The organism is Streptosporangium sp. NPDC050148 (assembly GCF_055586505.1).
Map to the genome: position 1 here is coordinate 63,314 of NZ_JBVJIA010000023.1, position 18,115 is coordinate 81,428.

21 protein-coding genes, 1 tRNA gene and 1 pseudogene are annotated in these 18,115 nt (G+C 69.7%); 11 read left to right on the forward strand and 12 right to left on the reverse strand.

Going from position 1 to position 18,115, the window contains the following annotated elements:
- Positions 1-8: 8 nt before the first annotated feature.
- Positions 9-362 (reverse strand): VOC family protein, encoded by a 354-nt coding sequence (locus tag ACZ6RT_RS25045; protein WP_470156474.1) that lies wholly within the window; start codon positions 360-362, stop codon positions 9-11.
- 242 nt (positions 363-604) lie between these two features.
- Here ACZ6RT_RS25045 and ACZ6RT_RS25050 point away from each other — a divergent pair, with 242 nt between their 5' ends.
- On the forward strand, positions 605-1,081 hold the full coding sequence (locus ACZ6RT_RS25050) for a winged helix-turn-helix transcriptional regulator (RefSeq protein WP_470156476.1): 477 nt from the start codon (positions 605-607) through the stop codon (positions 1,079-1,081).
- A gap of 135 nt (positions 1,082-1,216) precedes the next feature.
- Here ACZ6RT_RS25050 and ACZ6RT_RS25055 read toward each other — a convergent pair whose 3' ends face one another.
- Together ACZ6RT_RS25055 and ACZ6RT_RS25060 are read right to left on the reverse strand one after the other, a co-directional pair.
- Positions 1,217-2,035: a M15 family metallopeptidase gene (locus ACZ6RT_RS25055; RefSeq protein ID WP_470156478.1), complete on the reverse strand. Its 819-nt coding sequence runs from the start codon at positions 2,033-2,035 to the stop codon at positions 1,217-1,219.
- 56 nt (positions 2,036-2,091) lie between these two features.
- The gene (locus ACZ6RT_RS25060; RefSeq protein WP_470156480.1) at positions 2,092-2,994 is read right to left on the reverse strand and encodes a helix-turn-helix domain-containing protein; all 903 of its coding nucleotides are present in this window, start codon (positions 2,992-2,994) and stop codon (positions 2,092-2,094) included.
- Between the two features lie 53 nt (positions 2,995-3,047).
- Between ACZ6RT_RS25060 and rplK the strand changes: the two genes are divergently transcribed.
- Together rplK and ACZ6RT_RS25070 are read left to right on the forward strand one after the other, a co-directional pair.
- Positions 3,048-3,473 (forward strand): 50S ribosomal protein L11, encoded by a 426-nt coding sequence (rplK, locus tag ACZ6RT_RS25065; protein ID WP_399197005.1) that lies wholly within the window; start codon positions 3,048-3,050, stop codon positions 3,471-3,473.
- A 413-nt stretch (positions 3,474-3,886) separates the two neighbouring features.
- Positions 3,887-5,068 carry an ATP-binding protein gene (locus ACZ6RT_RS25070; protein WP_344891928.1) on the forward strand — a complete coding sequence of 394 codons (1,182 nt, stop codon included), beginning with the start codon at positions 3,887-3,889 and terminating at the stop codon, positions 5,066-5,068.
- Positions 5,069-5,186: 118 nt separating this feature from the next.
- Here the strand turns inward: ACZ6RT_RS25070 and ACZ6RT_RS25075 are convergent, their stop codons facing one another.
- Positions 5,187-6,032: a MauE/DoxX family redox-associated membrane protein gene (locus ACZ6RT_RS25075; protein ID WP_470156482.1), complete on the reverse strand. Its 846-nt coding sequence runs from the start codon at positions 6,030-6,032 to the stop codon at positions 5,187-5,189.
- Between the two features lie 5 nt (positions 6,033-6,037).
- Positions 6,038-6,988 carry a hypothetical protein gene (locus ACZ6RT_RS25080; RefSeq protein WP_470156484.1) on the reverse strand — a complete coding sequence of 317 codons (951 nt, stop codon included), beginning with the start codon at positions 6,986-6,988 and terminating at the stop codon, positions 6,038-6,040.
- A 304-nt stretch (positions 6,989-7,292) separates the two neighbouring features.
- Between ACZ6RT_RS25080 and ACZ6RT_RS25085 the strand changes: the two genes are divergently transcribed.
- Positions 7,293-7,799 (forward strand): SigE family RNA polymerase sigma factor, encoded by a 507-nt coding sequence (locus tag ACZ6RT_RS25085; RefSeq protein ID WP_399197054.1) that lies wholly within the window; start codon positions 7,293-7,295, stop codon positions 7,797-7,799.
- Positions 7,800-7,979: 180 nt separating this feature from the next.
- Here the strand turns inward: ACZ6RT_RS25085 and ACZ6RT_RS25090 are convergent, their stop codons facing one another.
- A complete protein-coding gene (locus tag ACZ6RT_RS25090; RefSeq protein ID WP_399197008.1) occupies positions 7,980-8,507 on the reverse strand; it encodes a MarR family winged helix-turn-helix transcriptional regulator in 528 nt (175 codons plus the stop codon).
- Between the two features lie 101 nt (positions 8,508-8,608).
- Here ACZ6RT_RS25090 and ACZ6RT_RS25095 point away from each other — a divergent pair, with 101 nt between their 5' ends.
- Positions 8,609-9,172 (forward strand): YceI family protein, encoded by a 564-nt coding sequence (locus ACZ6RT_RS25095; protein ID WP_470156485.1) that lies wholly within the window; start codon positions 8,609-8,611, stop codon positions 9,170-9,172.
- Positions 9,173-9,568: 396 nt separating this feature from the next.
- Positions 9,569-9,658, forward strand: a tRNA-Ser gene (locus ACZ6RT_RS25100).
- A 217-nt stretch (positions 9,659-9,875) separates the two neighbouring features.
- Here ACZ6RT_RS25100 and vph read toward each other — a convergent pair.
- Both vph and ACZ6RT_RS25110 read right to left on the reverse strand, forming a co-directional pair.
- The gene (gene vph, locus ACZ6RT_RS25105; protein ID WP_470156487.1) at positions 9,876-10,736 is read right to left on the reverse strand and encodes a viomycin phosphotransferase; all 861 of its coding nucleotides are present in this window, start codon (positions 10,734-10,736) and stop codon (positions 9,876-9,878) included.
- 50 nt (positions 10,737-10,786) lie between these two features.
- Positions 10,787-11,192: pseudogene (locus ACZ6RT_RS25110) on the reverse strand (transposase); the annotation flags it as partial.
- A 39-nt stretch (positions 11,193-11,231) separates the two neighbouring features.
- Between ACZ6RT_RS25110 and ACZ6RT_RS25115 the strand changes: the two are divergent.
- Positions 11,232-11,600, forward strand: a complete 369-nt coding sequence (locus ACZ6RT_RS25115; protein WP_399197186.1) for an Imm21 family immunity protein — start codon at positions 11,232-11,234, stop codon at positions 11,598-11,600.
- A gap of 286 nt (positions 11,601-11,886) precedes the next feature.
- Positions 11,887-12,288, forward strand: a complete 402-nt coding sequence (locus ACZ6RT_RS25120; protein ID WP_470156490.1) for a hypothetical protein — start codon at positions 11,887-11,889, stop codon at positions 12,286-12,288.
- 189 nt (positions 12,289-12,477) lie between these two features.
- On the opposite strand, the gene ACZ6RT_RS25125 is transcribed toward ACZ6RT_RS25120, so the two are convergent.
- Positions 12,478-12,894: a VOC family protein gene (locus tag ACZ6RT_RS25125; protein ID WP_399197188.1), complete on the reverse strand. Its 417-nt coding sequence runs from the start codon at positions 12,892-12,894 to the stop codon at positions 12,478-12,480.
- A 130-nt stretch (positions 12,895-13,024) separates the two neighbouring features.
- Here ACZ6RT_RS25125 and ACZ6RT_RS25130 point away from each other — a divergent pair, with 130 nt between their 5' ends.
- Both ACZ6RT_RS25130 and ACZ6RT_RS25135 read left to right on the forward strand, forming a co-directional pair.
- Positions 13,025-13,162, forward strand: coding sequence for a hypothetical protein (locus ACZ6RT_RS25130; RefSeq protein WP_470156492.1), 138 nt, complete (start codon positions 13,025-13,027; stop codon positions 13,160-13,162).
- Between the two features lie 252 nt (positions 13,163-13,414).
- Positions 13,415-14,221: an endonuclease/exonuclease/phosphatase family protein gene (locus tag ACZ6RT_RS25135; protein ID WP_470156494.1), complete on the forward strand. Its 807-nt coding sequence runs from the start codon at positions 13,415-13,417 to the stop codon at positions 14,219-14,221.
- Between the two features lie 159 nt (positions 14,222-14,380).
- On the opposite strand, the gene ACZ6RT_RS25140 is transcribed toward ACZ6RT_RS25135, so the two are convergent.
- The 3 genes from ACZ6RT_RS25140 to ACZ6RT_RS25150 all read right to left on the reverse strand — a co-directional run bounded on the left by ACZ6RT_RS25140 (position 14,381) and on the right by ACZ6RT_RS25150 (position 17,269).
- Positions 14,381-15,424, reverse strand: coding sequence for a hypothetical protein (locus ACZ6RT_RS25140; protein WP_470156496.1), 1,044 nt, complete (start codon positions 15,422-15,424; stop codon positions 14,381-14,383).
- Between the two features lie 5 nt (positions 15,425-15,429).
- On the reverse strand, positions 15,430-15,933 hold the full coding sequence (locus tag ACZ6RT_RS25145) for a SigE family RNA polymerase sigma factor (RefSeq protein ID WP_470156498.1): 504 nt from the start codon (positions 15,931-15,933) through the stop codon (positions 15,430-15,432).
- Between the two features lie 427 nt (positions 15,934-16,360).
- Positions 16,361-17,269, reverse strand: a complete 909-nt coding sequence (locus ACZ6RT_RS25150; protein WP_470156500.1) for a LysR family transcriptional regulator — start codon at positions 17,267-17,269, stop codon at positions 16,361-16,363.
- Between the two features lie 69 nt (positions 17,270-17,338).
- On the opposite strand from ACZ6RT_RS25150, the gene ACZ6RT_RS25155 reads away from it, so the two are divergent.
- Positions 17,339-18,094, forward strand: a complete 756-nt coding sequence (locus ACZ6RT_RS25155) for an SDR family oxidoreductase (RefSeq protein WP_470156501.1) — start codon at positions 17,339-17,341, stop codon at positions 18,092-18,094.
- Positions 18,095-18,115: the final 21 nt, after the last annotated feature.

An 18,115-nucleotide genomic window follows, 5' to 3' on the forward strand; every position in this document is an offset into this window, starting at 1 on the left:
CGCCGCGCTCATGCGCTCCTTGTGAACCGGATGATCTGAAGGGTGTTCCCGTCAGGGTCGGCGAACGTCCCGAAGCGGCCGGAGGGGCGGTCCGCGACAGGAACGAGCCAGTCCACACCCGCCGCCCGCAGTCGCGTCTCGACGGCGTCGAAGTCGTCGACGTGGAAGTTGAGGATCATCCGCCCGGGCTCGCCGTTCCCGGCACCGACGTCGTCGCGCTCCTCGATGACCAGCAGGAACCCGCCCAGATCGATCGGCCCCTCGCCCCGGTGGTCCGGTGCCAGTGCCCTGCGGTACCAGTCGCGCAGTTCCACCGGCCGGGTGGTGCCGAGAAGGATGCTGCCGAGTCTCGGTGTGGTCATTTCAGGTCTCCTCGTCGTCGGACGCGCACGCCCCGGTGATCGGTACGGTCTTTCCCGCGGTCGCGGTCATGTCAGGCGCCGTGCGGCCCGGTGGCGGCCAGGTCGGTGATCCGGCTCGAAGGCCTCCTGCACAGTCCGGCCGACCGGGAAGGTGACGGTGAAGTCCTGATTTACTTGCATCATGCAAGTAACCGTAACCGAGTCGCTTTCATGATGCAAGCGCCTTCGGTAGAATCGGACGCATGCTGGGAAAGACCTACGACTCACAGGTGTGTTCGATCGCGCGCTCGCTGGAGATGGTCGGCGAGCGCTGGAGCCTGCTGATCATCCGCGACGCCCTGTTCGGAGGGGCGACGCGCTACAGCGACTTCCAGCGCAACCTGGGCATCGCGACCAACGTCCTCAAGGCCCGGCTCGACGGCTTCGTCGAGGCAGGGATCATGCGGCGTCACAGGCACTCCGGGCAGTCCGGGCAGCATGAGTACCTGCTGACCGACAAGGGGCGTGCGCTCGCGCCCGCCCTGGTCGCGCTCTCGGAGTGGGGCGACCGGTGGGCGACCGACGGGGAGCCGCCGATCCTCTACACCCATTCGGTGTGCGGCGGCGAGGTCGGCCCGCAGACGGTGTGCGCCCACTGCGGCCGCGTGGACGACCCGGCCGAGATCCGGGCCGTGATCGGGCCCGGCATGCCCGCCGACCGCATACCGCGCGAGGCGTGACCCGGCGCCGATGTGCCGGGCCGATGCCGAGGACGAGCAGGAGCACGAAGAACGCGTGAGGGGGCGAGCCGCGGGCCGGGCCTCAGGGGTCAGGGCGCGCGGTTCAGGTCTCAGGGGACGGCGCCGCCTGCGAGCTCAGCCGCCGCCCATGGAGAAGTGCTGGTAGTCCTTGACGCCCGACCAGTCACCGCCCCACTCCCAGCCCTCCCGTTCGAAGGCCCTGACCACGCGGTCGCCCGGGTTGATCACCCCGGGAGCCTTCAGGGGGCGCTTGAGGAACTTGCGGGCGTTGCTGTGGGAGCCCGAGCCGTCGGCGTACACGTACGGGTTCTCGCGCGGGTTGATGTCGACGGCCCGGCCGTAGGCGTGCCTGGACCAGCTGCTCGACCCCGTGGCCGGGCGGCAGTTGAAGGCCGAGGTGTTGTCGGCGTCGATCGAGGCGAAGTCGTCGCCCTTGTAGACGTCGACGAGCCGCATCCTGTAGATCGGCCAGCGCCAGCCGTACAGGCGGCGGAAGACGGAGACGATGTCGTCGACGGCCTCCTCGTGCACGACCAGCTCGCCGGTGTGCGGCCTGTCGTCGAAGCCCCAGTAGGTCATCGTGATCAGCCGCAGGTCGCCGACCGGGACCGGGCATCCGGGCCGCCAGGAGTACCGGAGCCGTTCGCGGGTGACCCGGGAGACCTTCGCGGAGAACTCCGGCGGGCCCGCCGGGGTCGGCGACGCCGTGGTGGACGGACCGGCCGTCGGTGTCGCGGCCGTGGGCGTCGCGCCGGTCGGCTCCGGGACGGCCACCCCGGTCGCGGACGGGCTCGCCGAGGGGGGCGCCACCGGAGCGGAGGTGGCCGGAGAGGCGGCCGGGGAGGTCGCGACGCCGCACGCGGCCACGGTCAGGCAGCCCGTGGCCGTCGCGAGCGCGGCCCGCGTACGGATCGCGAATCTGGAACCTGGCATATGCCGCCCCTCTCGAAAAACAGACAAAAGCGACAAAAAACCATTGTAACGACCGGTCACCCGAGGTGGGAGGCCGCCGCGGCGGCGATCCACTCGTGGGCGACCACGGACTCCGGCGGCCAGGGTGTGCCGTTGACCACGGCCACCAGCTCCCAGTATCGCCCGGCGCGGGGGTCGTGCTCGGCGTAGTTGCGCACGATCACCTCCGGGGCGCACCCCCGCGCCTCCGCCAGGACCGCGACGATCCCGGCCACGACGGGCGCGGCGGCCTGTGACCCCGGGGCCACGCCGTCCCGTACCGCGGCCAGCGCCGTTCTCGTGACCAGCGTGTCGGCCTCGATCAAGGCCGCCGGGTCGAGCCGGTCGGCCTTCTCCCAGAAGTCGCCGCCCATCTCGCGCAGACCGGCGCGGAAGTCGTCGTCGCCGAGCAGCTCGGTCAGCTCCAGCCAGGCGTCGAGCTGCTCGATGCCCGGCTCGTCCGGCAGCTCGGGCACCATGGCCGCGCGCAGGCCGCCGAGCCACTCCTGCCTGGCGGCGTTCTCGCCGGCGACGTCGTCGACGAACTCGTTCACCAGCTTCGTCGTCTCCGCCGCGCCGAGCCGCCCGAGGGCGTTGAGCCGGCGCAGGTCGTCGTCGGTGGGCTCGTCCCGCTCCAGCGTGGCCCTGAGCACCGCCCGGGTCCGCTGCAGCGCCCTGATCTGCGTCTCCACCGTACGGAGGTGCAGGGAGAGCACCTCGCCCAGGTCGCGCTCGCCGAGTGACCTGATGGTCGCCAGGTCGACGCCGATCTCGCGCAGCGTCCTGACGAGCTCCAGCCGCCCGCGGTCCTCGTCGCCGTAGAGGCGGTAGCCGCCGCGGGTACGGCCGCGCTCGGGGAGCACCCCGATGTCGGAGTAGAACCGGATCGTCTTCACCGGCAGCCCGGAGAGCCTGGCGAGCTGTCCGATCGTGTAGCTCATGGCGTGATTATTCCGTTGAGCCTCCAGTTACGGGAGACTTTAGCGTCCCCGGCATGTCGAAAAAGCAGATCAACCGGATCGCCACCCTCCACCTCCCGGCCGGTGAGGCCGGTCCCGCCGCCGTCGGCAAGGACCTGGGCCCGCTGGGCCTGAACCTCATGGAGTTCTGCCGCCGGTACAACGAGGCCACCCAGGACCGGCGGGGGTTCGTCGTCCCCGTCGTCGTCACCGTGTTCGAGGACCGCTCGTTCGAGCTGACGATCAAGATGCCCACCACGGCCTCGCTGATCCGCCGGGTGATCGGCCTGGAGGGGGGCGCCTCCCGCCCCGGTCACCAGGCGGTGGGCACGATCACCCGCGCGCAGCTGCGGGAGGTCGCCAGGACCAAGCTGCCCGACCTCAACACCACCGACCTCGACCAGGCCGAGAAGATCGTCGCCGGTACCGCGCGCTCGATGGGGCTGACCGTCCGGGAGTGAGGCGGTACGCCGTGGACGTCCCGTGACGGTCGCGCGGATCCGGCCCGGTTCGTAGGCGAGCGGTCTCGGTCCGCGGGCGAATCGCCTCGGCCCGGGGGCGAGCGGCCTCGGCCCGAGGCGGGTGGCCCCGGTCCGCGGGCGGGTGGCACGGAACCCGGATTCCTTGGGGAGGCTTTTCACCGAAACGTATCGCGCCTGTGTTCGAACCCGCGCTACAGTCATGGGCACGGGATCGAACACGGGTTCGGTCTGACGTCCGCCCAGGTGAAGGGGGGTCCACGGTGATGCTCGCGATCTCGCCCACCGCGCCCGCCCCTCCCGCCCCCGATCGGACGGACCGCGCGGCGACACGCCGTAGGTCTTTCTACGGAAATCTAAGCCGACCGCTATATCCCGTCATAAAGTCCGAGAGCGTGGACCCCGTTCGCAATCCCTACGCGCCCGGTGCCGGGCAGCGCCCCCCGGAGCTCGCCGGACGTGACCGCGAGCTCCAGCAGTTCGAGATCGTGCTGGAGCGGGTGGCCCGTGGCCGCCCGGAGCGCAGCATGGTGGTCACCGGGCTGCGCGGCGTGGGCAAGACCGTCCTGCTCAACACCTTCAAGTCGATGGCCATGCAGCGGCTCTGGGGCACCGGCAAGATCGAGGCCCGGCCGGACCAGTCGATCCGCCGCCCGGTGGCCGCCGCCATGCACATGGCGGTCAGGGAGCTGGCCCCGCGACATCGGGCGCCCGAGCGCATCGAGGAGTTCCTCGGCGTGCTCAAGGCGTTCGCGATGCGCGACCCGTCCGCCGCCAAGGGCACCTCCCACTGGTCGCCCGCGATCGACGTGCCCGCCGGTCGCGGGCGCGCCGACTCCGGGGACCTGGAGATCGACCTCACCGAGCTGTTCGTCGACGCCGCCGCGGTCGCCACCGACCTCGGGGTCGGCATCGCGCTCTTCATCGACGAGATGCAGGACGTGCAGGCCCCCGACGTCTCGGCGCTCTGCGCGGCCTGTCACGAGCTCTCCCAGAGCGGTGGCCCGCTGATCGTGGTCGGCGCGGGACTGCCGCACCTGCCCAGCGTGCTCTCGGCCAGCAAGAGCTACTCCGAGCGGCTCTTCCGCTACGCCCGGATCGACCGTCTCGACCGCGAGGCCGCCGACCTGGCGCTCATCGCCCCGGCCGAGAGCGAAGGGGTGGAGTTCACCCAGGACGCCCTCGACGCCCTCTACGTGGCGGCCGACGGCTACCCCTACTTCGTCCAGGCGTACGGCAAGGTCGCCTGGGACCTGGCGCTGCGCAGCCCGATCACCGCCGAGGACATCAGGGTCTCCGCGCCCGAGGCCGAGGAGGAGCTCGCGGTCGGGTTCTTCGGCAGCCGCTACGAGAGGGCCACCCCCGCCGAGCGCGACTACATGCACGCCATGGCCGCCATCGGCGACGAGCCGGTGGCGACGTCCGAGGTGGCCGAGGGGCTGGGGCGCAAGCCGTCCAGCCTCTCCCCGGCGCGCGACAGCTTGATCAAGAAGGGCCTGATCTACAGCGCCGAGCGCGGGCTGATCGCCTTCACCGTGCCACATTTTGGAAAATTCCTGCGCTCACAACCGGTATGACGAACGCATGTTCGATATCCTGTGGAGGTGCCGATAGCCCTCTATACGGCTCTCTAGTGGGGAAGCTAGAGAGCCGTATAGAGTCACATCGTGCTGCCCTAGAAAAATCTAGGGCTCTCTAGCGTCCCGCCGATATCGGTAGAGATTCGCCGAGAGGCTCACCCGTCACCGGACGGCCGTCGGAGCCGACCATGGCCACCCGCACCGCCGGGTGTCGCCCGCTCAGGTAGACCGCGAAGACCACGTCGACGGCGTCGCCGGTGTGACTGCGTCCCGGGTAGACGAAGAACCGCCAGCACAGCTCGCGCCAGCTGTCGACCGGCTCCGTGCCCGACAACAGCTCCGCGTGCGAGCGCCAGACCGTGCTCGACCGCAGCCGGCCGAGCGCGGTGACCGGGTCCAGACGGCGCTGCTCGCAGGGCGCCCGGTGGCGGAGCCTGGCCACGGCCTCCTCGATCTCCGGGGAGAGCGCGGCCAGCAGCAGCAGCCCGCCGAGCGTGGCCGGGACGTGCCCCCACGTCATCGCGGCCATCATCTCCCAGCCGGGGACCGCGGGAAGCCAGACCAGCCCCGTGGACATGGCCGTCAGCACCACCGTCCGGCCCAGCGACCGCCGGCCCACCGGGATGGCGCTGACCTCGCCGAAGCAGCCGCAGCCCGCGTCCGGCCGACGGCGGCGCAGCTCCCACAGGACGTAGGTGGAGACGGCGAAGAACGCGGCCGTCCCCCACCGGAAGAACGGATGCCCGGTCGCCAGCAGGCCGCCGACCAGGACCAGCTCGCCGACCGCGCACCCGAGCATCGCGATCGGGCGCCAGCGTTCGGTCACCAGCACGGCGGGCCCCAGCCTGCTCAGCGTGCCCGGCTCCGCCGCCCGCGCGACCGTCCAGGCCTTCGCGGCCGTACCGGCGGCCAGCAGCAGGAGCACGACGGGCAACTGCCCCATGGCGATCGTCGTCAGCATCTGTGTCACCCCATTCCGAGCCGGGCGTTGAAGCACCCGGTGGTCAGGTCTCCGCCGAGCTCCACGAAGGAGTGCGGTGACAGTTCCAGGATCCGGCCGCGCGGGGACGTCCCGCACTCCAGGCAGCGGTCGCAAAACCGGCCGGCCAGGCAGCCGCACCCCACGATCGGCAGGACGGAGGTGCGCCCGGCGCAGACGTTGCGCACGTTGAGCATCGAACCCAGCGCGAGGTACGGCAACCCGGTGCACGACACCCCGGCGTCCTCGCACGCCGTGTCGCCCCGCTCCAGCATGGGGTAGGCCACCCCCTGCTCGTCGTCGTCGAAGGTGTCCGACCAGGTCGCCGTGCCCGAGATGCGCGACTGCACGCCGCCGTACCCGGGGGAGGGCGCCGGGACCGCCGTCCACCGGTAGGGCGGCTGCGAGGTCGCGGGCAGCCGGGCCTGCGACACGCCGCCCTCCCGTACCCCGATGGCGTCGAACAGGTACCCCGGCTCGAACCGGGGGTGCCTCACCCGGAGTCGTCCCGACGAACGGTAGGGGATGACGATGGTGCGCCGACCGCGGTGCGGCCCGCAGTACAGCTCCACCGTGCGGTCCTTGCCCTCGGAGCCGATCGACTGGATCACCCCGGTGATCCTGGTGATGTCCGCCCAGATCCGGTCCACCACCCGGCCGGCCCGCAACGCCTTGATGATCACGTTGGAACCGACCGGCAGGTCGGCCGGGCTGATGGACTCCCCCCGCCAGGCGGTCGCCCAGGGGGCGATGACGAGCCGCTCCTCGCGGCCGTCGGGGGTGTCGACGACGATCAGATGCGGGCTGACGTCCAGGACCGTACCGCTGATCGAGTGCAGGAGCTCGCCCTCGAAGGGGAGAGGTCCCGGCTCCTGGACGGTCCGGCCGAGCGCGGCCGCCGCCAGCACGCGGCGGCGATCGGCGCTGTGGTAGGGCATCGTCGCTCCCCAGGTTCTGCGAGGTGTGGCAGCCAGCGTCACATGCTTCGCGGAATCCCGCTGTCCGCTCCACCAATAATCGGGGTAGGTGTCCGCCCCGGTACTAAAGTTCCCCTTCCTGGTGGAACGCATTGGTGTCCGTCCGATGACAAACCGTTCTCTATGCCTTGGATGCGGTCCATCATCCATCGAAACCGATCTTTGCCCTTTATAGATGAAATATAGGTTCCGGTTCAGCCGCAGTATGGATTCCGGCTGCGATCGTGGCCATCATGAGCACCCGGAGCGCGGGGCGGTGATCGCGGTGGCCGGCGGAGTCGACGAGGAGTTCCGCGAGTACGTCGTCGCCCGCGGCCCGACACTGCTGCGCGCCGCCCACCGGCTCACCGGCCACCCCAGCGACGCCGAGGACCTGCTCCAGGCCGCACTGGTCAAGACCTACCTCGCCTGGGACCGCATCCAGGACCGCGCCGCGCTGGACGGCTACGTGCGGCGTGCGATGGTCAACATCAACATCTCCTGGTGGCGGCGGCGGAAACTGGAGGAGTACCCCTCCGAGCACCTCCCCGAGCCCGCGGTCCCGGGCGACAGGCACCTGCCGGAACGGGTCGAGCAGGCGCTGGACCGGTTGCCCGTCCGGATGCGGACCGCCGTCGTCCTGCGCTACTACGAGGACATGACCGAGCTGGAGATCGCCAGGACGCTGGGCATCAGCGTCGGAACGGTCAAGAGCACGGTCTCGCGCGGGATGGCCAAGCTCCGCGGCGACCTGGCCCCGCCGGAGAACCGGCGGCTGGAACCCCAGACCTGACGTTCCGCGCCGGGCACTTTTGGGAATGTCCGCTCTCTTCGACGGCGCGCTCTCTTCGGTGGCCGGTCTCTTCGGCGGTGGATCTCTTCCACGGCCGGTCTCTTCGGTGGTGCGGTCTCTTCGACGGTGCGGTTTTCCAGGGCGTCCGGTGACCGTCGCGGGACGCTCTTTCCCGGTCGTTCAACGCCCCTCGGCGTCGCGAGGGCCGGGGCACTCCGTCCCGGCGAGCTCGGCGGTGGACGCCCCTTCCGCTCCCGCGGTCGCACAGGGCCGTACGGCGTCGCGGAGGATGCGGAGCGTGTCCAGGAAGGCATCGAGCTGCTCGGGGGAGAGCAGCCCGGTGAACCAGGTCTCGATGTCGGCGAGATGCTGGGGCAGGACGCCGCCGAGCCGGTCCGTCCCGGCCTCGGTGAGGACCGCATAGGAGGTACGCCGGTCGGTGGTGCACGCCTGCCTGGCGACCAGTCCCTCGCGCTCCAGCCGGTCGACGACCCGGGTGACCCCGCTCGTGGACAGGCTGGTCTGCGCCGCCAGATCGCTCATGCGCAGCCGCTGCCCTGGTGAACGCGCCAGCCGGATCAGTGTCTCGAAGTCGATCACCGAGAGTCCCGCGGTCGCGAAGAGCACGCTCGTCTTCGCCGCCATGCCGCTGTGGACCTCGGTGAGCAGGCCCATGGCCGTGAGGCGGGAGTCGTCAAAGGGGATCACGTTCACACCCTATCCGACGATAGTTGACGTGAGGAATATTCCTCATGTAGAAATCTGTTGTCGCAACCATCTGCACAGCAACGACCCCTCGGGAGCACAGCATGACCACTCGCACCTGGGAGAACCTCCAGATTCCCGCCGCGGGCACCTACGTTCTCGACGCCGCCCACACCCGGGTCGGTTTCCTCGTCAAGCACATGATGGTGAGCAAGGTTCGCGGCCACTTCGGTGAGTTCGCGGGCACCGTCACCATCGCCGAGAACCCGCTGGACTCCTCCGCGGAGATCACGATCAAGGCGGAGAGCATCAACACCGGTGCCCCCGACCGCGACAACCACCTGCGCGGCGACGACTTCCTGGGCGCCGACAAGTTCCCCGACCTGACCTTCCGCAGCACCCGCGTGCTCGGCCACTCCGGCGACGAGTTCACCCTCGTCGGCGACCTCACCATCCGTGACGTCACCAAGCCGGTCGAACTGACCGTCGAGTACGGCGGCGCCGGCACCAACCCGTGGGGGCAGACCCTCTGGGGCTTCTCGATCACCGGCGAGATCGACCGCGAGGAGTTCGGCCTGACCTGGAACCAGGCGCTGGAGACCGGTGGCGTCCTGGTCGGCAAGAAGATCAAGATCGAGATCGAGGGCGAGGCCAACCCGGCCGCCTGATCCTCACGGGCGGCCCGGGGTCGCCCGGGTCTTCCCGGGACGGCGAGCCCGGATCTTCCTGGAGGCGGCGAGCCCGGATCTTCCTGGAGGCGGCGAGCCCGGATCTTCCTGGAGGCGGCGAGCCCGGGTCTTCCCGGGGCGGCGAGCCCAGTTCTTCCGGGGGGCGAGAACCCACCGAAATCGTCCATTGTGTGAGATGTAGCGTCCCACCGATTGGGAATCCACAGCACTTCCGCCCTCCCCGTCTGCGGACTCCCCGACTTGTCCACAGGGCAGGGAAGAGTTATCCACCATCTGTGGATAACTCTTCCCCAACTCTTGCCCGGGGCGCGATCGACAACCGCTTTGCCGCCTCGCCGGATGGCCGGTACTCTGTGCTGAGCCGAACGGCAACCAGGAGGCTTCGCCTAGTCAGGTCTATGGCGCCGCACTGCTAATGCGGTTTGGGTTTACCGCCCATCCGGGGTTCAAATCCCCGAGCCTCCGCAGGTCAGAGGCCCTCTCCCGAGACTTGGGAGAGGGCCTTTTTCGATCTTCAAGGACTTCATAGTTGCAGTCCTAGTGCTGTGACCGGAAACGATCACCGAGTTGTGGACACGAGTGCCGTTGGAGAGGCCGATGGCCTGACACGTTTTCAGGGATCGCTTGCCGGTTGGGTCAACACCGGCGATGAGGGTGGACGACGATCACGGTGGGAGTGAGTTCAGCGGTAGCCGGTCAGACCGTCGGCCAACTGTTCTTCGTCGCCGTCCCGGTGTGCGAACAGGGCCTGCTGCAGGGCGAAGGTCGTGCGGATGACGGCGATGCGGGTGGTGATCGTGCTGTCTGACCAGCCGCCCAGCGCGAGGACCTGATTCAGGAAGTCGCTGCCGTAGCTGGCGTCGATGGCCGCAAGGTCCTCGGCGGGATCACCGATCGTCACCTCATCCCAATCGATCACCCCGCTGAGGATTGGCAGTCCGTCATGGCACTCCCATAGGACGTTCTCGGCACCGAGGTCACCGTGCACCACCGCTGCGTTGACCTGGGGAAGGCCGTCGAGCGCAGTGAGTTCTCGCTCGGCTCGCCGGCGTCCGGCATCGGACATGAACTCGAACAACTCGGCGCGGACGTCCGCTGCGAACCGCCGCCACCGATCTCGTGGTGCCGGTAGGGCCGCTCGCACCTTCTCCTGCTGGCCGATCCGGGCCAGCTCGGTCAGCAGGGTGACGTACTGCGCAGCCGCGGCCTCGGCGATCTGGGGATCTTCGAGTGCGTCGGCCTCCAGCGGGTCTCCGGGAACGCGGCTGAGGACCAGGAACGACAGCTTGTCCGTGCCCTGAGCGCCGCCCTCCAGCAGTGGCCGAGGCGTGCGGAAGCCGAGATCGAACCCGGCGAGCAGGCGCAAGACGGCGGCCCTGTGCGGTAACCGGGCGGCAGCGGCCTCGGTGCGAGGCAGGCACACGACACGGTCTGAGCCGATCACCACCTGATGGAATTGCCCTTGACGGACGGTGAGATGCTCCGCTTCGACGCCCGGCAGCAGCCGGCTCAGCAGAGCGCGATTGGCCTGCAGGATCTGCATGGGATGCGAGCTGTCCTTTTCGTCGACGTGGCGCAACGAGCGGGTGGGGCTCACCCTGTGGGCGCAAGTGGTCGGCCGCCCCAGCGGATGCCTTTCTCGCTGCGGATGCGGGCGCGTTCGCGACGTTGAGCCGCCAAGAGGGCGGGGTGGCGGGTGTGGGCGTTGCGCCAGCGCAGGTAGGCGTGCAGGGCCCGGGTCTGGACGGTGTGGTTGGGGTGGTCGGAGTTGGCCAGGGTGAACGGGCGCAGCGGGCCGAAGTGCGCCTCGATCGGGTTGGCCCAGGAGGCATAGGTCGGGGTGAACAGCAGCTTGACCTTGTTCTCGTTCGCCCAGGTGCGGATGCGCCAGTTCTTGTGCGCTGAAAGTCCCGACGAGCAGCGCGGCGGACGGCTCTGAGCGGTCCTGTACGCCGTTCGGGGACCTACGGGTTAGAAGGTTAGCTGCACCCTTCTGTCGGCTTCTCGCCGTACTCTGACCATCATGTCCCCTTCGTGCATGGAGCAGTCGGGCGATGGAGATCCGTTCTGGGTCACCACGCTGGGCGGGCCGCACATCGTTGTTCCGGAGTCGGCCTGCCGGTACTGGAACGGTGTACCGGAGGATCACCCCGACGATGAGGGAGACTACGGCCGAGCCTGCGAGGTTGACGGCTACATCGGTTTGATCGATGTCGGGCCAGGCAAGGCCCTTGTTCTCGGCGACCATCCCGCCGGTACCACGTTCCTGCCCGAACACTACCTTTTCGTCCGCTGGATCGCTGCGGGTTCGGCCGAGGAGATCCTCCAGGCCGCTACCGATGTGGGGCCGGCGGTGCCCATTGGTCCAGGTTGGACCGATCGGGACGGGCAAGATCAGAGCTGCTAGCGCGGTTTGGGTTTACCGCCCATCCGGGGTTCAAATTCCCGAGCCTCCGCAGGTCAGAGGCCCTCTCCCGAGACTTGGGAGAGGGCCTTTTTGATCTTCTGACCTTGCCGGGGTTGCAGTTCTTACGCGTCGCCCCAGAGGGCGGCCCCCATCCGGGTGCTCGCGTCCTGCATCAACGCGCCGACCATATGGCGAGCATAGTGAACGCGATATATCTTGACCCAGAATGCAACGCGACATATCGTAACTCTCCAGTGATGTACCTCGCCCTCGGGAGGACGATCTCATGAACGAACTGGTGCCTGTCCTCGTCGTCCTCTTCGTCGTCGTCCTCGTCCTGCTGTCGGGCTTACAACTAGCGCTCGTGTGCGGCGCGCCATGGGGGAGCCTTGCATGGGGCGGGCAGCATCGGGTCCTCCCGGGACCGCTGCGGGTCGGCAGCGGTATCGTGCTGGTGCTCTATGTCGCGTTCGCAGGCGTGGTCCTGGACCGCGCCGGCTGGATCGACGTAGTGGCAGAGCCCGTCGCAGCTGTCGGCACCTGGGCGGTGTTCGGGTTCGCTGCGCTCAGTGTCATCCCCAATGCGGTGTCCCGGAGCAAGCCGGAGCGATACGTCGGAACATCGGCTGCGTTCATGCTCGCGACCGCCAGTCTCGTCGTCGCGCTCAGTGGGGCGTCGACGACGTGACATCGTTTCGACCGGGCTCACACGGTCGAGATTGTCCGGGCAGCCGCGAACTTGCCGGCTGGTCGCCGTCCCCCGAAAGTCGGAGCCGAGTGAACCAGGGCCAGGCGGTCACGGTCGTTCGTCCGCAGGGCGCTCCACCGTGACCGCCTGGCCCTGCCCCGCTTCCCATGACCGACAGGTCCGACCGGTTCATTCCTTCTCCCGACCGAGGAACTCAAGCCGGTTGCCGAGCACGTCGAACACGTAGAAGCGGCGATGACCGGGGAAGTCGTCATCCCAGGTGATCTCCACTCCCTTGTCGGTGAGACGTTCGGCGAGGCCGTCCAGATCCGTCACCAGGATGCCCGGATGCGCCTTGCGCGCCGGCCGGAAGTCCTCCTCGACGCCGAGATGGATCTCCAACCGGTCCGCCCGCACCCAGAGTCCACCCCGCGCGGCGAGCACCGGTGGCTTTCGTACCTCGGTCATGCCGAGCACATCGACGTAGAACTCGCGGCACTCGTCCTCACTGCCCGGCGGGATCGCCAGCTGGACGTGGTGCAGGGCCAATCCGAACGCGGAGACGGTGTCGGTCGTGTCGTACGGAAGTGCCTGGCGCTCTGTCATGGGACCGGGGATCCTTTCGAATGGGTTCTTCAGAGGGTGATCCGCTCGAGCAACGAGTACCGCACCGTGGCGACGTCCTGCGGTGGTGCTTCGACCTCACCGTCGCCGTCACGCTACGCAGGTCACTCGCGTGGCGGACCAGGTCGGGATCGAGTATCTCGGACGGCCGGTGATCGTGCTCCAGGCGATCCCGGCGGCCACGGCCCGTAACACCCGCTCCGTCGTCCCCAGCCGGCGTTCGGCACTCACCCCGTACGGTGGCCGGTGACGAAGAGCGTGGAGGATCTCGTCCGTGCGCAGGTGCGGTCCGCGCAGGTCCGCGGGTGTGCGCCGGCGGTGCAGCAGGTGGGGCGACCTGCCGTCGATGGTGAACCGGCCGCCCACCTCGGCGAATGCTCGGGATGGACGGAACCTCTGTGCAGTGAGCTTAGGTCGCAGCTCTCGCCGGACGGCGTTGTACGCCGGGAGCGGCTCCCGGAGGATGGAGCTTCGAAGGTCGGAACCGGCCAGGAGGAGACGGATGGCCTACGACATCACCGAACCCTACGGGCCGCTCATCACGACGACGTTCCGGCTCGTCACCTGGAACGTGTGGGGCAGGTACGGTCCGTGGGAGCGTCGTGAGGCCGCGATCCGCGTGACTCTGGAACGGCACGACCCCGACGTGGTGGGGCTGGTGGAGGCATGGGACGGGCAGGGCGCACGGCTCGGCCTTCCGCACCATGTGTTCGAGGGCGACCCCGAGGTCGACGGGGTGCGCTCCGGCCTGGCCGTCCTGTCGCGCTGGCCGATCGGCGCGCACGAGTCGCGCAGGCTCACGGGTGAGGCAGACACCGGCGGCCGGGTGCTGTACGCCAGGATCGACGGCCCGCGCGGCATCATCCAGGTCTACGTGGTGGCGCTCACCTGGCGGCTGGAGCACAGCGGCGAACGCCGGCGGCAGTTGCGCGAGGTGGCCGCCTTCATCGCCGGGACGCAGCGGCGTCGGCACCCGACGATACTGTGCGGTGACTTCAACGCCGACCCCGACAGCGACGAACTGCGCATGCTGACCGGTAAGTCCGTCCCGGCCACGCCCGGCCTCGTGTTCTATGACGCCTGGACGGCCGCCGGGAACAGCCGGGACGGCGGGTACACCTGGGCCGGTGCCAACCCGTGGGCGGCGCCGGCGCTGTGGCCCGACCGCAGGATCGACCATGTGCTGTCCGCCTGGCCGCGCCGGGGCGGCGCGGGCCATCCGGTGCGCTGCGAGGTGATCGGAGACGAGCCCGTCGACGGGGTGGTGGCGTCCGACCATTACGGCGTTCTGGCGGACCTGCGCTACTGACGCGGACGCCGGCACTCTTCGCCGACCTCGACCTCGACCTCGACCTCGACCTCGACCTCGACCCCGGTCCCGGGCGCGGGCGGGCACCTTCGTCCGGGCACCGGCGTTCACGATGCCCGCGGTCGTGCCCACGCCGCTGCTGCCCGGCCGGATCCGAGTTCACCGAGGACTCTCGTAGACGGCCACCGTCAGCGTCCCCGGCCGCTGCCGATACTCGGGAATCTTCGCCACCAGCCGGACCTGGATGGTCACCGTCTTCTGGCTGCGCGGATTCGGCCTGCCCAAGCGGGTGTACCCGCCTCCACGGTAGGTGGGCGCGACGGAGCAGATGGGGGAAGCCTTGATCAGGCGGCCGTTCACCCGGACCTCACTGATGAGGCGGTCGGTGATGTCGTCTCCGCAGTACGCCATGAAGGCCATCGGCCTACCCGTGTTCGGCACGGTGACCGTCACCTCGCGGGCGGCCGGCCAGACGGCGCTCTTCTTCGTGATCAGCTTGAACTCGGGTGGCCGCCCCGCGAAAACCGCGGGTGGCTCGGCCGGCGGCGACGCGGCCTTCATCGTGGCGGGGGGCGTCCACTCGTAGACGCCGAACCGCCACCTCTCCAGGCGCTCGTGCGGAGCGACGTCCTCGGACCTCTTGGGGACCTCGACGGTGAACGTCGCCCGGCGCGTCCCGGCCGGGAGCGGCATCACGTCGACCGGCCTGTTCTTCCGGCAGCCGGGCCACATGAAGGGCACGGGCGACAGGGTGAACGCCTTGGACACGCCCGTCACGCGTACGGTGATGTGCGGCATCATGAACATCGACCCCGTCGAGCAGTCCGCCAGGACGGCCAGAGGCTTGCCGCGTGTCTCCACGTCGAACGTCACCGACTTCTTACGGGAGGCGTCGAGCGTCGCCGTGGCGACCCTGCGGTAGACCGTCCCGTCCGCCTCCTGGAACCGAACCGGGATCCGGTCCGCGACGGACGCGGTGATCCGGTCGTCCTCGCCGGGTCCACGCGGGTTCAGAAGACTCCCCCACGCCACGACCGCCACGGCCGCGACGCCTGCGACGGCGACGGCGGTGACGGAGGCGAAGCGGCGGCGCCGGGCGTCACGCACCCGTGTGCGCAGCGACTCCCACGGGACCGGGCGCTCGACCGCGGTACGGCTGCGCTCCTCCAGAAGATCACGGAGATCTCGCCGGTCGATGGGCATGAGCCCTACCTCCTTGTCACGAACGTGGATGTGAACGAGTCGTCGACCCGTAGCTTGGTCAGTGCCTTACTGGTCTGGCTCTTGACCGTCCCGACGCTGCACCCCAGCGTCTCGGCGGTCTGGGCCTCGGTCATGTCCTCGAAGAACCGCAGCACCACCACGGCCCGCTGCCGGGCGGGCAGCCGTCCGAGCGCCTGCCAGACGATCTCGCGCTCATCGGCCCGCCCCATGTCGTCGGCCGCCTGTGTCCGGTCGGGAGGTGATCCGGTCGTGACCTCCACATGTCGCCAGCGCCGCCGCCACCACGACACGTGCACATTGACGATGATTCTGCGGACGTACGCCTCGCGTTCGTTCCCCAGACGCGGCCAGGCCAGCCACGCCTTCATCAGCGCCGTCTGCACCAGGTCCTCGGCCACCGCCCAGTCCCTGGTCAGCAGATAGGCGGTGCGGAGCAACCGTTGCCACGCCGCCGCAACGAACGCGTCGTATTCCGATCGATCCGCCATTCACAGGCCTCCCTCAGACAACAGTCACCCGTTGTACGCCGCCGGAGCGCGAGGAGGTTGCCCGCGCCGCGGTCCAGCGCTCGGAGTTCCATGTGGCGGGCGTCGTGTCAGGACGTCTTCGAACCCACTCCCGCCTGCGCGGGGTGGTTCTCCATGCCCTGAGAGCACCTGACCGAGGAAGTTCTGCCGTGCTTCAACTCTCGCTGTAGCCACGGCGAGGAGGGCGGGTTCCGCCGTTCAGGACATCTCTTCACGATCCCGGCCGGACGCCGGCGTGTGTTACCTCAAGATCGATAGGGTGTGTCCCCGCCTGTGGAAGGACCGCCTTGCCGAACTCTCCTGCGGTGTCGCGACCGGCGATGGCGGCCTGGACGGTGGCGGCGGGCCTCGCAGCCTTCCCGACCTGGGAGGAGTGGCGCTTCCGGCTTCACCCCGGTCCGAGCGAGATGCGCGAGTGCATGGGTTTCGCGTGGTCGGGAACGGGGCGGACGTCCGACGTCCGCAGGGCCGCGACGCCGGTCGCCGTCCTGACGAAGGCGGCGAGTGCCGGGGAACGGCTCTGCTCCGGCCACGTGAGCAGCATCGTCGTCGGCGGCGCGTCGAGCACGGGCACGCACACCACGTCGCCACCGGCGTAGGCGCGGGCGGACTCCGGCAGGACGGCGACGGTCCGCCCCATGGCGATCAGCTGCATCAGCTGCCCGGCGTCACGCACCTCGGGACCGTCACCGCCCTGGGGCAGACCCGCCCAGCGCGGCGTCACCTCGCCGTCCAGGTCCGTCAGGGTCACCGCCGTCCGTCCGGCCAGCCGGTGCCGTACCGGCATCACCGCGACCTGGCGTTCGACCAGCAGGTCCTCGGAGTCGAGTCCGGTCAGGTCCGGCCGGCCGTGCAGCAGCCCGACGTCGGCGGACCCGCTCCGCAGCAGGTCCGCCTGCTCGCCGAAGCCGCAGAACAGCACCTCGACCTCTGTCGCGTCCGGTTCCTTCGCGTAGGCGGCCAGGATGTCCGGCAGCATGCCACCGTCGCCGACGGCCTTCATCACCAGGGTCAGCCGAGGGTCGGGGCCACCTGCCCGCCGGGCGCGGCGAGCGGCCGCCGACAGTGCCGCCAGGGCCCGCCTGCCCTCGTCGAGCAGCACCTGTCCCGCCGCGGTGAGCGCGACCTTCCTGCTGGTCCGCTCCAGCAGCACGACGCCCAGGCGGCGTTCGAGCTGCTTGACGGCCCGGGAGAGGGGCGGCTGCGCGATACCGAGGCGCTGTGCCGCCCGGCTGAAGTTCAGCTCCTCGGCGACCGCCACGAAGTAGGCCAGCTCGCGAGCCTCCAACCCGTCCATACACCCACGGTATAGCTCATGACCGGATCGATCATGGTCTTCCGTGGCCGCCCGTGGTGAGGTCTGACCATGAAGGACACCACCGGCTCCATTTCGAAGATCGCTCTGATCACCGGCGCGAACAAGGGCATCGGGTACGAGACGGCCGCCCGGCTCGCCGCGCTGGGGACGACCGTTCTGGTCGCGGCCCGGGACCCGGACCGGGGCCGGGAGGCGGCCGAGACGCTGCGCGCCACCGGCGGCGACGCCCACCCGGTCACGCTCGACGTCACCCTCCCGGACACGGTCACGGCCGCCGCGGCGCTGGTCGAGCGGCGTTTCGGCCGTCTCGACATCCTGGTCAACAACGCCGGTGTCACCGGGAGCCTCGCCGGGCAGTCACCCGGCAGCGCCGACCTGGACACGGTGCGGGCGGTGTTCGACACCAACGTCTTCGGCGTGATCACGGTGACCGACGCGTTGCTGCCCCTGCTGTCGCGCTCTCCCGCCCCGCGGATCGTCAACGTCTCCAGCGGCGTCGGCTCGCTGACCGCCCACGCTCCCGGCGGATCGATGGCCTGGCTGCCGGGATCGGCCGCGTACGCCACCTCCAAGACCGCGCTCAACGCCCTGACCGTGCAGTACGCCAAGGACCTCCGCGAGGCCGGTGTGCTCGTCAACGCCGCCGACCCCGGCGGGTGCGACACCGACCTCACCAGGCCGACCGGGTTCCCCGTCCGGCGCACCGCCGCCCAGGGCGCGGCCGTCGTCGTACGGCTGGCGACCCTCGGGGCCGACGGTCCCACCGGCGGCTTCTTCGACGACGCCGACCCGGTGCCGTGGTGACCCCCTGCCGGCGTACCGGTG